Genomic DNA, 14371 nt, shown 5'->3' on the forward strand with positions numbered 1-14371 from the left:
AATTTGTAAGGATAATTTCATGAAGTTGATTTGGCTATTGATAAAATTTAGTCTGGTATTTACTTTGAGTTCTACAACTCTAATTAGTTATTTTTTAATACAAGATAATTCAGCTTACTCAAGTAATAAGGGTAGTAAGAAAATTAAATTTTTGTTACCAGCACCACCACCAGGAAAACCCGTCGGTGGACGTACTCGTGGTGGTGGAAGTAGAGGTCCATGTCTAGGTGCTGAAAATACTTTAACTGCTCTAGTACCCTCTAGGAAACACACGTTAAATTCGGTAGGTATTGAAGAAGAAAATGTCTGGGGATTAACCACTAGCGATCGCGCAGTATTTCATTTCTATGTTCCTTACAGCAATAAAAATTCTTTCCACACAGAATTCCTCTTAAGAAATGAGGAATCAAGGAAAATAGTTTATTTATCGGAAATTCCGTTACCAAGTAAACCCGGGATTATTTCTGTTTCTCTTCCTGAGACGGTCAAACCTTTGGAAATGAATAAAAATTATCGCTGGTATTTTAATATATACTGCAAACCACAAAGACCTTTTCCTTCACTTACAGTAGAAGGTGTTGTGCGACGGGTGAAACTGAGCGAAGAGTTAACCAAAAAAATCAATGCAGCAGAACCCCACAAACAAATAGAAATTTATGCAGCAGAGGGTATCTGGTTCAATGCTCTCGATATTTTGGCTGAATTACGAAAAAAGGAACCAGAAAACAAAGAACTAATTGAAAATTGGAAAAGTTTACTTGGAAGCGTAGGTATGGATGATATTTCCGAAAGTTCCCTAGTGGAATATTAGGTTATAGGGCAATATGGTTCAGATAAGACTAATCAGATAAGACTAAATAGATTGATTAGTAGAGATGTCGCAGAGGCTAAAGACGCCACAGGCTCTGCAACGTCTCTGCAGGCTGAAAATAGTTGTGCTTCAATCTTTGAACCGTATTGGTTATTGAGTATTGAGTAAAATTTTCAACTAAAATACGATCTTGTGCTGTTAAATGACGTAATAAAACGTAACAGCATAATGTTATCAAAAATACTATTTTGCATCATTTAATCATGTTAAATTCACTGAACCTTTTAAAGATTTTTTACCATGAATACAAATCCTTGTGACAAGCAATAGTACTTAGTACTAAATTTAGGTAATTATATTTAAGAGCACTTTTATACTATGAAATCAATATTCAAAATACTAAGTATTTCTACCTTCGCAGCTATATTAATTACACCAAAAGTACAAGCGCAGATTACAGTAGAACCTAATAGTACTAATACAGTTGTTAATCAAAACGGCGATACTTTTACTATTAAAGGTGGGACTCAGGTTGATAAAAATGTGTTTCATAGTCTGCAAAAATTTGGGTTAAATGAAAATCAAATTGCAGACTTTGTGACAAATCCTGGTACTAAAAATGTTTTGGGAAGAATTACCGGGGGAGATGCTTCAGTAATTAATGGGTTGATTAAAGTAACCGGTAGTAATGCAAACTTGTATTTGATGAACCCAGCTGGGATTATATTTGGTTCCGGTGCAAGATTAGATGTTCCTGGTTCTTTTACTGCGACTACAGCAAACGGAATTGGATTTGGGGATAACTGGTTTAATGCTACGGGTGCAAATAATTATGCTGATTTGCTTGGTGAACCGAGTTCCTTTGCATTTACTATGAGCGAACCGGGGACAATTTTTAATGCTGGTAATTTAGCTGTAGGTAAAGGAAAAACCTTAAATCTACTGGGAGGAATCGTAATTAATACCGGAACTCTTTCTAGTCAAGGGGGTAAGATCGCGATCGCAGCGATACCAGACAAAAAGTTAGTCAAAATAAGCCAGGAAGGTAATCTATTAAGTTTGGGTTTACCGACTTCAACAGCGAATAATTTAAATCCGGTCAATTTTAATCCTTCATCTTTACCGCAATTATTGACGGGTGGTAATTTCAACAGCGCGACGGGTGTAACGGTAGAAAACGGAATTGTGAAATTAACTGGTTCTGGTGTGGAAATTCCCAATGATGCTGGAACTACGGTTGTTTCCAATAAACTAGATGCTGCTGGGGAAGTTGGGGGTGAAGTTAATGTTCTAGGTGAGAAAGTCGGAGTTGTTAGCGCAAATATTAATGCTTCCGGTAAAAATCGTGGTGGTACCGTGTTGATGGGTGGTGACTATAAAGGAGAGGGAACGGTACCAAATGCACAGAGAACTTTTATCAGTCAAGATTCTGTGGTGAAAGCAGATGCTGAAGATACGGGTAATGGTGGTAAAGTAATTGCCTGGGCTGATAAGACGACGAGTTTTTATGGGGAAATCAGCGCTCGTGGTGGGAAGGATGCTGGTGATGGTGGATTTGTGGAGGTTTCCGGGAAGGAGAATTTAGCCTTTGATGGTTTTGTGGATGTGGGAGCAGATTTTGGTAAGGGTGGTGAGTTGTTATTAGATCCTAAAACAGTAGAAATTGTATCTTCTGGTGATGATGATAATGAATTAGACGATCAAGAAATATTAAAAAATGAAAGTTTAGGTAGTACATTTAAAATTTCTGCGGATAAAGTCGAAGATGCTCTAGAGACTGGTGATGTGAAAATTGAGGCGACAAATAATATTGATGTTAAATCTAGTATTAACCCCTTTTTAAATATTAACTTTACTGACGAAAATACTTTTGATTTAACTTTAGATGCACCTTCCATAAATATAAATAATTCTATTAATGTTGCAGGTGGTTTAAACCTAAAGGCAATCAATGATTTAAAAATAGAAGATAGCCAGTTAAAAGTAGGTGAAGATATAACCTTAGAATCAGAGAAACGAGTTGAATTAACTGAAACTGGGGCAGATTCGTTTATTATACAGGCAAAGGGAAATATTACGATAGCAGGTAAAGAAGGTATAAAAATTACAGCATTTAGTAATCCAAATTCTATTCTTCAGAGTGGTGGGGATTTTAGCTTAATTAGCGACAACGATATTATTGGTAATGCTCGTATTTCTAGTGGTGGTAATTTTTCTGCTGGACCAGGAAAATTTAGTCAAAGTAATGAATTAAATTTGAATGGAGTTATTAGTTCTAATGGTGATGTCAGTTTTGATGACTATACAGGTTCTTCATTAAAGGTGGAAGCAAAGGGAAGTATTCGAGGTGGAAATATAAATATCACAGATGCAGGTACATTTCCTCAAACTGGCGGCGATCCAGATGTCAATATCCTTAATGCTGTTCCTGCATTAATTTTACGTGCAGGTGTGACAGAACTGGCAAACTCTTCTTCTCCCGCGGCAAACCTAGGAGATACAAGTTTTCAATCCACAGTAAACCCTTCTTCACAAGGAGGAATTAAAGTTAAGAATATTGATACAGATATTGGTACAGATACAGATACTAATAAGACTCAAAGCTCTGTAATCTTATCTGCTAAAGGAGATATTGTCACCGGCTCAATTAAGGCTAGAGGACCTTCAGGTTCAGACATAATAATAGTAGCAGATTCTGTGAATATTGTTAGTAGCACTGGAAAAGTGATTGTTGATCATATTCAAGTTAGTTCTAATGATAATGCTTTTCTAGGTGATGTAAACATCGATTCTTTTGGGGTATTTCAAGCACGGGGTAGTGAGAATTTAATCACCGGTACAAGTTTTGGTGGATCAACAAACCTCTCAAATTTTAAAGCTAGCATTGCAGCACCCGGTAAAATTTCAATTAAACATGGTGGCGAAAGCTTTAAAGCAGCTTTAGGATTAGAAAAAGATTCTAATGGCAAACTAATATTTAGAGTATTAGGAGGTCCAAATGATGAAAGACAAGTTGTAGTTGTGGGAAGAGATCAAGGAGGACCCACAGTTCAAGGAGGATCCACAGCAAATTTAGTCTTTGCGGATAATGGTGCTTCTACAACAACAGCGGACATACCTGGTTTAACTATTCGCAATGCCACTTTTGATTTAGATAATCTTTCAGAGAATACTAGCTACACAGTAGGAGGTATGTTTATCCAAGCCTCTACAGATGCAGGTTTATATGGTTCTTTTCGAGATACAGAATTATCTAACAGTTCTGACATCAGTGTAGTCGCTATTCCTAAGCCCAATATAAAATCTCCAGGTGGTTCTTCTGGTAATGGAACATCAAACGGTCAACAGTCTTCTGATAGTTCTTCTGGTAAAAAAACATTAAATGGTCAACCATCTCTCAACGAACAAGTTGTCCAAAATCAGTTAAATCAAGAACAGAAAAATGATGTTTGTCCTCCGAAAAGTTCAACAGTAGCTCTTAATCGCGGAGAAAACACTAGTAAAGAAAGCTCTACAAATAACTCCCAATCCTCAACGAGTAATCCTTGTGGGACAGCTGATAACAATAAAAAGAATAATATCCTCACAGTAATTCCAGATCGACGATTAGATTCCGATTCTGCTTTACCTACATCTTTGTTACGATTGGGAGAAAAATGATGTTTTGGAGTAAGTTTGGTTTAAGGATTGTAACCAATGCTGAAAAATAATCCTTCATCTTGAGCATTCGTACCCTTATCATCTAGCTTGATAAAGGGAACAGCATAATCAACTCGAATAAACGTATTTGATGTGGGCTGTATAATTAATCCCAAACCAGCAGCGCTGAGAAATGTTTGGTCGCTTAATTCATTCGGATTATTATCACTATTCCAAACTGCACCCATCTCAATAAAAGGTGCTAACTGCAAAGATGATGTTCCATCTTTACCTTCAGAAATTGTTATGCGGTCTTCTAGTGAAACACGAAAACCATTATCCCCAGAACGAGCATTTTGTCTGTAACCCCGTAGAGATTGTCCTCCACCAAGGAAAAATTGCTGATTGCTAAGTAAACTATCTGGTGTGAGTTGTAACTCAGCTTGAGCTATTAAAACATTATTTTTACTCAGCCTTTGCACCCTTTGAACCTGTCCAAACCAACTGAAAAAACGCCCATCTGGCTGAGAATCAGAATTAACTGTAGCATCAAAAACATCTAAACCCAGATTAAATTGCGATCGCAAAGCCCAAGCACCTTGTAAATCTCGTTTTATATAGTCTTGTCCGAATTTTACTATCCTGGTACGACTGTTACCTTGGTTGTCGGGACCTTGACCAAAGGGTGTTGGTGTACCTCCCAAGAAAGTTTGACCATTCTGTAAAGTGAATGCTAAATATAAAGCAAATTCTTCTCTTAAACTACGAGTTAGTGGTTGACGATAACTTATCTCATACAATTCACTATCAGAGGTAATATCAAAAGGAACAGACCCAGAAGCCTCTATTTTACTGTTACTGGGAGCATATCTAAATCTAACAGTTCCATTTTTCGGATTAATCGGAACTTGGTAATTAAAGTCGAATGAATTGGAACCTCCAGTGGTCGAGCGATAATAGGAAGCACTAAACTGGTCCCCAATTCCTGTTACATTGCGATAGTTAACACCACCTCCAAACCTCTCGGAACCAACAGCAGGAGTTGAATAGTTATCAACACCGAAGGAAAGATTAAATGCAGGAGCTTCTTTCAGCTTAACTGTGAGAATACTTTCCCCTAAATCAGTACCCGGTCTTAAAGTCGCTTCAACATCACTTAATAAGGGATCTGTTTTAAGTAATCTGAGTTGGTTTTCAATATCAATTTGATTGAGTGGTGTTTTTAGACCTGGTTTGATTCGACCACGTATGTAAGATGAATTGAGACGTTGATTACCTTCTATATCAATTTTTTCTAAAGAGCCTTCTATTACAAGTATTTGAACCAAACCATCTTTGATTTCTTGATCTGCTAGAACTGCTCTAGATGTAATATATCCCTTTTCCACATATAGCTCAGTAATTGTATTAGCAATACTTCTGAGTTGTTTTAAACTTACAGAACGGTTTTCGAAGGGTTTAATTATTTTTTCAATAACATCTGCATCAAATATAGTATTACCCGTGACCTCTATCTTACTTACAGGGATACTAACATTTGTTTTTGGTTCTTCCAGTTTTAGTCTTTCTGGTTGAGGTGAGACAGTTGGTTCCTCATTTTGAGGAAGAGGTTGAGGATTGGGAATAGGTAGTGGAAAACGATCTATATTGGGATTACCTCGATCTTGCTGTAATTTCTGCACTAAACTTACTCGAGCAACCGCAGGAGAAGAAAGTGCAAGTAAAAAGGTAACAAATAAACCCGTTATCTTCAAATTCCCTAAAATAAGTGATTTAGATAACATAAAATCTACAGATACTTAAATTTAATAGCCTTATAATATAGGTCCTAATAAGATTGACCCTTTTAAGTTTAGAAATTATTTATATCACCAATAGATGTTTGTTGAGCACAGCGATGTAAGTATATATTTTTACCTTGAAATTGTAGATTTATCAACTCAATTCATACCAGGGTGCTTCATTGGTATGCACATACAGCAAAAAAAATAACTATCAGTCTTTTTCATTAATTGTGATGGGTTGTAGAGACGTTGCAGAGCCTGCGGCGTCGGCGTTAGCCTCTGCAACGTCTCTACCAGGTTTTGTGGACAAACTAACCCATCATATTTAATGGGACAAAGCACCAGTACTCCAATAGGTTTTAATAATAGCTTTGACTTTTCAGATACCGTAAATATTCAGAAGATTGCAGAGTTGTAACCGCTTGCTAGCAAAAGATCCGAATAATTTTCAATAAATTTTCACTTCAACTTTATTTCAAGTGCATAAAGGCTAAAACCCATCGTAAAGGGTGACATACAGAGGACTGAAATTCACACCAAATAAACTTCTTAATTCGGAGATAAGCAAATGAAAAAACTATTAGCTTCTGCAACCGCTCTATCATTAGCTGTAATTGGAATGAATGCACTAACATCATTACCTGCTGAAGCTGGGTTGATGGGAAAAATAAAAAGAATAGGTCGTAAAATAGATCCTACTAGTAGAAATTCTAGTACTAGAAAAATTTTACGCAGCATAGATCCGACAAGTCCAGGTTCAAAAACATATAGAACAAAAGGATGTGGAAGTGGTGCAAGTTGGTATTTTGTACCAAACTCTCCTCGATTTGGAGCAAATTTTAAACCAGCTTGTAATAATCATGATATATGCTATGAAACCAAAGGTAAATCTAAATCAAGTTGCGATAAAAGATTTCTTTTTGAAATGAAATCAGCTTGTAGAAGAAAATATAATTCGATAGTTGAAAAAGCATTTATTCCTAAGTGCTATGCTGTGGCTTATACTTACTATCAGGGTGTCGTTAAAGGCGGAGCAAGTGCTTATAAAAAGGCACAAGAGGCACACAGATAAAATCTATAGATCTAAGTTTTTCAAGTATTTAAAATAGTTGTTAGTGTGTGTTATGGGTATTTCATAACGCACATTTATATATTTTAAGGAACTGAATGATTTTCAATGAATTTCTATTTCAATTTTGTTTCAAGTGCATGAAAGCTAAAACCGAATTCCGCTCGCTACCACTAACTTAAGGCTCATCCGCACGCTAGCTAGTGCGCGAACAAATCTTGAACTGGTGGGAAGTGTGGGAAGTAATTTTATGCAACAATATGCAACAAGCCTCATTAATTAAACTCCCCCTCTTTCCACACCTCCTTTCTAGCAAGCCTTTTAGCTTTTCTTAGTGCCATTCGGCTAAAACCCATTTTAAAGTATGACATACAGAGAAAAGTTAAAGTTTTCACCAACAAATATGATTGCTATAGTTTGTTGCTCTGAGTTTAAATTCTCACTAATGCTTCAATAAAGTCAGATTTCTTGAAACAAATAAAACTGTAGAGATACGTTAGCCTAATAACGTATCTCTTCTACCAATAAATTCAGTTCGTAATTAAAACCGTAAATTTAAAACTGTAAAATCTAAAACCATAATATTTCTTGCTCCCAGTCATCCGATACTGGTTCTGTTTCCCAAACCAATCCTTCCCCAGCTTCTAAAATAACTTCCACATACAACATTTCCACTGGATTTGTTGCTATATCTTCATTGTTTTCAAATTCTTGTAAATCTTCGGTTAATAATCGCAGTTTGAAACCAGCAGGAATTTGAGCATCAATTTGTGTACCTCGTAATTCAAATCGCCAAACTTTATCTTCAGGATTACCTTGAGGAAAAATACGTAACTCGTATGTATTATCTGCAATTATTAGTAGACGGGATAAACCTTGAACAGTTTCTGCACTCCTTATCCCTGTGGGTAGGATTGTAAATTCTCGGTTTTCCCACCCCCACTGTTGAGCTAAGCTTGCTACCCCTGTTTGCAACCATTGGGAAATAGACCACTGTGTCTGTACACCTTGACGTAACTCGTATAATTTTTTTCGCCAGCCCCCATGGGTTAGTAATGCACCCCAAAGTGAAAAGGGAACAGCTAAGCGGGGAAATTTAACATTGGAATTACCCAAACGTTCTAAAAGATTTTCCACCTGGGTTTGGGATATAAAATCTAAAGGTGCGATTTCTGCTCTCAATTCTTCTACATGGTTTAGTTGGTGAGTAACCCAAAGTACATTTATATCTGGAATTAAATCTTCATTTTCTAAGCTATAAGTTCGGTCTGCAACATCATAAACCCCTTTGTTTTTCAAGTTTTGATGGGTTGTGTAGCCAGAAATTTTAATCCAGCTATCATCAGGATTTACCACAGCTGCAATGTAGTAATCAGCTACTAATTTGGGAATATCTACCCATTCTTGTTGTACCCGCAACTCATCCCCATCAACCGCTAAACTAGGAATTAAGATCAAGCGATATTTATCAAAAGTAATTGTTGTACCATTAATGAATTCCCAAAAATTTGGTAATGCTGCGGTATTGGGGTAAATTCTTGCATCTGGAGCAATTTCTTCCCTAAACCAAGATAAAAATGCTTGCAAACAAAGTTGATTAATCCAAGCACGTCGAGAAGCACCAGGTGTTGAGTACAATTGTTCTTGTACCTGAGGAGATGAGGGAATTTCCAAGTACAAATGCTGCGAATCAATAGACAAAGACTCAGATGCGTTAGACATAATTAAAATTGCTCCATAAAATACAACAATAAATAACCCCAAACAGAGGAAATAAAAGAAACAAACTTTCAACTTTTGATTTTGAAATCTTAGATTCTAAGTCTTGATTGTTAAATCTAAGATTTTAGGTTTTAAATTTTCAGTTTTCCCTTGTATTATTATTTTCATAGTGAAATTTAAGCCATTCTTCTAAGCTATTATTTATGGCAGCCACTACGTCTGGTTTTGGAGAAATATGCAAAATTTTTTCGCTCCATTGAGTAAGAGCGAGCAATAATGACTTTTTAACTCTGCTGAAGCGACGGGAAACCTGGTATTGTTTAATTTCTAATTGCGCAGCAATTTTCGTTTGAGTCAGTTGCTTAACATAGTAGAGTTGTAATAGCTGTTGTGACTCATTATCTAGTTCTGCTATTGCTTGATTTAATACCTGGTTTAGCTGAGTTTGTTGATTTTTGAAATTGTTAGCTTTTTCCTGTTCAATGATTTGAGCAAGTAAAGAACTTTGTTCATCTACAGGTAACATATCTAACAAGTTACCATTTCCATCATCTTTTAGGGGAGCATCTGCAGAAACGACTTGAGGATAAAGAAAATTACGAACAGCTTGAGCGGATGATAATAACCATTTTTCTATAGTCTGCGAATCAACTGCAGGGGAGGAAAAATTTAATCGACTTAAACGCTCTGAATTATAAGCACTAGTAATCGCTTCCCAATACTTAGTATCTGGTTTGCGATGTTGACGAATATTTGTATTATCAGTACTGTAAAGTTCCTGGAAGCATTCCCAAGCTAAAACATAACTCTCAACATTTTGAGTATTAAAACCCATATTCTGTAATGACTTTACCAATCTTTTACGGCTGATTTTATGTAATAAACCCCAATCTGAACAAATGTCTGTTTCTCGACGCAATCGCAATTGATCTTTAATAATTCGCTCAAAAGATAACCCCGCGTAGCTTTTTAAATGGGAACTGTATTGGGGATTAAAACCTTTGAGAACTTTTCCAAGGTGAGCGATCGCAATTTGAAAATAATCTGCAAGGGAAGAATGACTAGAAAAATTAAGGATAAACTTTCTTGCGCTCCAGTAACAAGCTTCTTGTAAGTATGCGGACAGATGGGAAATCGCTAAAGAACTAGATTGAGTATGCCAAGCTTGATACCAGTAAATCGCCCAGAAACTATCTGAATTTTGACTCGGAGAAACCTCCAAGCAATTTCTCATACTGCGCCTTAGTTTTGGGTCTGCTATCCAACCGCTAAACCGGTCTAAATCAAATTTTATAAAGGTGGAAAACATTTCCACTTTATCCTGTCGCCGTTGCATGGAATACTCACTTATGTTTGCATTTTAAGTGATTTTAATTATACAAATATGCTTCCAAAAATAAATAAATATTCTTAACAACAGCTAATACTGTTATTTATAATACTATCAGGACTTACGCAAAATGAACGTAACTACGTCATTACGTTAGCGCTTAGCGGAAGCGTACCGTAGGTATTGCGTTTCCTTTAGGAAAAGCGACAGCGACGTATATGTCCTGCGGACACGCTATAGCTATGCTACCTGCGGATCCGCGAACGCCAATCCCTACACTGCGTTTCGGTCGCAATGACAAATCTATGTCCTACRGACACGCTGCGCTATCGTTGCGTAAGTCCTGACTATTTTTTCCGTTTGAACAATAAAAACTAGGGTTCCTTAGGTTTTAGAGTGGAATGTCCTAAGTTAAGGCTCATCCGCACGTAGCGTGCGTGAACAAACTTTGAACTGATGGGGGGTGTGGGAGGTAGCTTTATGCAACAACATGCAACAAGCCTCATTAATTAAACTCCTCTCTATCCCCTCTTCCCATAGTTCCCTTCTAGCAAGCCTTTTAGCTTTTCTTAGTGCTATTCGGTTTTAGAGCGTAATTACCAGATATCATATAAACTTTGGTACTAAACTGTTTTGTGGCGCTCGTAGCATATTATTTATTATGGCAACAATTAACGATAATTACCTCAAACTTAAAGCTGGCTATCTATTCCCCGAAATTGCTCGTCGAGTGAATACCTTCGCTGAGGGAAATCCAGAAGCTCAAATTATTAAACTAGGTATTGGTGATGTTACCGAACCTTTACCTGAAGCTTGCTGCAAAGCAATAGTCAAAGCGGTAGAAGAAATGGGCGATCGCGCCACATTTAAAGGTTATGGACCAGAACAAGGTTATCCTTGGTTACGCGAAAAGATTGCCATACAAGACTTTCAGTCACGAGGTTGTGAAATTGATGCCTCAGAAATTTTTATTTCAGATGGCTCTAAATGTGATACTGGTAATATCCTAGATATTTTTGGTCACGATAATACAATTGCTGTCACTGACCCCGTTTATCCAGTTTATGTGGATACCAATGTGATGGCGGGAAATACCGGAGATGCGAAAAACAATGGCGAGTATGAAGGTTTAGTATATCTACCTATCACAGCGGAAAACAACTTTACTGCAGAGATACCTTCAGAAAAAGTTGATTTAGTTTACCTCTGTTTTCCTAACAATCCCACGGGTGCTACTGCTACTAAGGAATACTTGAAAAAGTGGGTTGACTATGCCAAAGCTAACGGTACAATAATTTTCTTTGATTCTGCATACGAAGGTTACATTACCGATCCTACTTTACCTCACTCTATTTATGAAATTGAAGGAGCAAGGGATTGTGCGATCGAATTTCGTTCCTTCTCCAAGAGTGCTGGGTTTACAGGTACTCGTTGCGCTTTTACTGTTGTACCAAAAACTTTAAAAGGAAAAGCATCTGATGGTTCGGATGTTGAAATCTGGAAACTCTGGAATCGTCGTCAATCAACTAAATTTAATGGTGTTTCTTACATTGTTCAGCGCGGTGCGGAAGCTGCTTATTCTGACGAAGGTAAATCACAAATCAAACAACTGATTAACTTCTATTTGGAAAATGCCAAAATAATTTGCGATAAACTCACCGCAGCAGGTTTGAAGGTATATGGTGGTGTAAATGCACCCTACGTTTGGGTCAAAACTCCCAATAATTTATCAAGTTGGGATTTCTTCGATAAGTTACTTCATAATACTAATGTGGTGGGAACTCCCGGTTCCGGTTTTGGAGCAGCAGGTGAAGGTTATTTCCGAATTTCTGCTTTTAATAGTCGACAAAATGTTGAAGAAGCAATGAGACGCATTACTGAAAATTTTAAACTTTAGATTGGTATCTCACTACTAAAAGTTTCTACTTAAAAAGACGTAGCATGCTACGTCTTTAATATATCTTTGCTATTTATCTAGCAATATTAGTCATAAAAAAATGTTTTATATAAAATAATTAGTTTCTATATTATAAAGCTTTTGAGTGGTTTTCTTCTGGGGAATCAAGTTCTGCAAAAAAGTTTTTAATTTTACCCCCAATTTCATCTGCGGCGCTTCTCAGTTCCTGTTTTTGTGTTTCATCAAGCCCTTGCCAAAAAGCTTGCCATAAACTTGCTGCCATTTGAATACCAATGAAGGGAGAAAGAACACTCAGAGGAACAAGAATAGAACTACCAAAAATCATTACAGCTATTACCAAAACCGCTCCAACAGCTACACCTTTTTTACCAGCTTGCCAAGCAATTTTACTTACTCTTTCAATAATCTCACTATTTTTTATATCACCTCGACGTCGCGCCCCTTCAAGATGCAGAAGTTCTTTCACGGCTTTGTATATTGCAAAAGATATACCGGCTCCAATTAGTCCAGCAGTAGCTGATTCAATTATCTCGAGTTCTCCTAGAGCTTCGAGTATTTCACCATCCTTTAACTCTTCTATACTCTCTTCAAAAGAAGGATCCACCTGTGAAGCAGTTAACTTAGAACCTTTGGATAACTTTGCAACATCGAATAAATCCATATGTACTTCGGGAGATTGATATTTGATATTATTCATTGCCTGATAACCTCTTAGTTAAATTTACTTGTCTCTAGTTTGGGTAAATACATCTACAATTTGGCTTTTTCGATCACTTGATTTATCAAGTCTATATTTTGATTCTTAATCAAATCATTAACTATATATTTGTCTACCTTTTTACTTTTATCATTCCGGATTTTCTGAGGGTCGTTTTTAATAAGAGAATCTAATGATTTACATTACTAAATACTTTGAATTAACCTAAGTTTTATTTAAGCACTCCTTTTTTTTTCTTGCGCCTTACATCATTTAATTTAGGGATTGTGAATGAAGGTTCTATTAAAAAAGAATTAAAAGTTTCTCATAATTTCTCATAAAAGAATTTATTTAATCCATATTTATCTATATTCTCAAAAATGAATAAATTAAATTACTTAATATGATTAAGCATCTAACTAAAGTATGAATAATGCTCATGGATTTAGCAGGATTACCAAATAAATTTCCCACAGCAGATACTAAAAAGCTTGTGGGACTTGGGTCTATGACATTTAGGCTTGGAACTGCGATCGCCGAATTTTAAAATATAACACTACGTTTTTGGGTCAGGACAAAGGTTGTAGCGGAAGCTAAAAAAAACGTGTTACTTTAATTTTTCTAAGGGGCTTTAATCCTTTTGGGGATTAATTAACAGTTGTTGAAAATTACTTAATTCACAACAATCTACCATCTTCCATCTCAATAATACGATCGGCAATATCTAAAATACGGTTGTCATGAGTTACCAGTAAGATAGTACATCCCTGTTCTTTGGCTAAACTTTGCATAATCTCTACCACATTCCGACCTGACTTCTTATCCAGAGCTGCTGTTGGTTCGTCAGCCAAAATAATCTTGGGTTTAGCAACCAACGCACGGGCGATCGCCACTCGCTGTTTTTGTCCTCCTGATAAATTATCTGGGTAGTAGTTAAGACGATTTCCTAATCCCACAGCTTCTAATATCTGTGCTGCAGCTACTCGTCTTTTTTGATGGGACATTTGTTCGTGCAATTCTAAGGACATCTGGACATTTTCTTGTGCTGTTAAACTTTCGAGTAAGTTGTGAGCTTGGAAAATATAGCCCATCTGTTTTCGCACTTGCAATAACTCAGACTCAGAAGCGCCGCAAAGTTCTTTCCCCATAATTTCTAGACTACCTTCTTGGGCTGAACGCAATCCACCAATCAACGTTAATAAAGTTGTTTTTCCAGAACCAGATGGTCCTGTCATGATGATAATTTCGCCTTGGTCTATTGTTAAATTAATATCTAATAAAACTTGATTGCGCAGACTTCCTTTACCAAAGTAGTGATTCAGATTAGAGATTTGAATTGCAGGTTCATTACTTCCCAGGTGATGGGGAGATGATTCAGAACTATTTAAAATTTGCATTTTT

The 14371-nt window shown here is 36.6% G+C and carries 9 protein-coding genes; 4 read left to right on the forward strand and 5 right to left on the reverse strand.

The features are described from left to right. The first annotated feature begins 19 nt into the window (after positions 1–19). Positions 20–811 (forward strand): DUF928 domain-containing protein, encoded by a 792-nt coding sequence (locus tag BC008_RS05370; protein WP_027844875.1) that lies wholly within the window; start codon positions 20–22, stop codon positions 809–811. Positions 812–1189: 378 nt separating this feature from the next. After that, entirely contained in the window at positions 1190–4471 is a 3282-nt protein-coding gene (locus BC008_RS05375) for a two-partner secretion domain-containing protein (RefSeq protein WP_027844874.1), read from the forward strand. A gap of 20 nt (positions 4472–4491) precedes the next feature. On the opposite strand, the gene BC008_RS05380 is transcribed toward BC008_RS05375, so the two are convergent. After that, entirely contained in the window at positions 4492–6234 is a 1743-nt protein-coding gene (locus tag BC008_RS05380; protein ID WP_027844873.1) for a ShlB/FhaC/HecB family hemolysin secretion/activation protein, read from the reverse strand. 568 nt (positions 6235–6802) lie between these two features. Between BC008_RS05380 and BC008_RS05385 the strand changes: the two genes are divergently transcribed. Continuing rightward, entirely contained in the window at positions 6803–7306 is a 504-nt protein-coding gene (locus tag BC008_RS05385; protein WP_058183307.1) for a hypothetical protein, read from the forward strand. A gap of 567 nt (positions 7307–7873) precedes the next feature. Here BC008_RS05385 and BC008_RS05390 read toward each other — a convergent pair. Together BC008_RS05390 and BC008_RS05395 are read right to left on the reverse strand one after the other, a co-directional pair. Next, positions 7874–9025 carry a DUF1822 family protein gene (locus BC008_RS05390; protein ID WP_027844872.1) on the reverse strand — a complete coding sequence of 384 codons (1152 nt, stop codon included), beginning with the start codon at positions 9023–9025 and terminating at the stop codon, positions 7874–7876. A gap of 139 nt (positions 9026–9164) precedes the next feature. Continuing rightward, the gene (locus tag BC008_RS05395) at positions 9165–10361 is read right to left on the reverse strand and encodes a sigma-70 family RNA polymerase sigma factor (RefSeq protein WP_027844871.1); all 1197 of its coding nucleotides are present in this window, start codon (positions 10359–10361) and stop codon (positions 9165–9167) included. 655 nt (positions 10362–11016) lie between these two features. On the opposite strand from BC008_RS05395, the gene BC008_RS05400 reads away from it, so the two are divergent. Further along, positions 11017–12252 (forward strand): LL-diaminopimelate aminotransferase, encoded by a 1236-nt coding sequence (locus BC008_RS05400; protein WP_027844061.1) that lies wholly within the window; start codon positions 11017–11019, stop codon positions 12250–12252. A gap of 130 nt (positions 12253–12382) precedes the next feature. Here the strand turns inward: BC008_RS05400 and BC008_RS05405 are convergent, their stop codons facing one another. After that, positions 12383–12970, reverse strand: a complete 588-nt coding sequence (locus BC008_RS05405; RefSeq protein ID WP_027844060.1) for a hypothetical protein — start codon at positions 12968–12970, stop codon at positions 12383–12385. 677 nt (positions 12971–13647) lie between these two features. Beyond that, positions 13648–14367, reverse strand: coding sequence for a DevA family ABC transporter ATP-binding protein (locus tag BC008_RS05410; protein ID WP_058183309.1), 720 nt, complete (start codon positions 14365–14367; stop codon positions 13648–13650). Positions 14368–14371 lie beyond the last annotated feature (4 nt).

It is taken from the genome of Mastigocoleus testarum BC008, from assembly GCF_001456025.1.
Taxonomy (GTDB): domain Bacteria; phylum Cyanobacteriota; class Cyanobacteriia; order Cyanobacteriales; family Nostocaceae; genus Mastigocoleus; species Mastigocoleus testarum.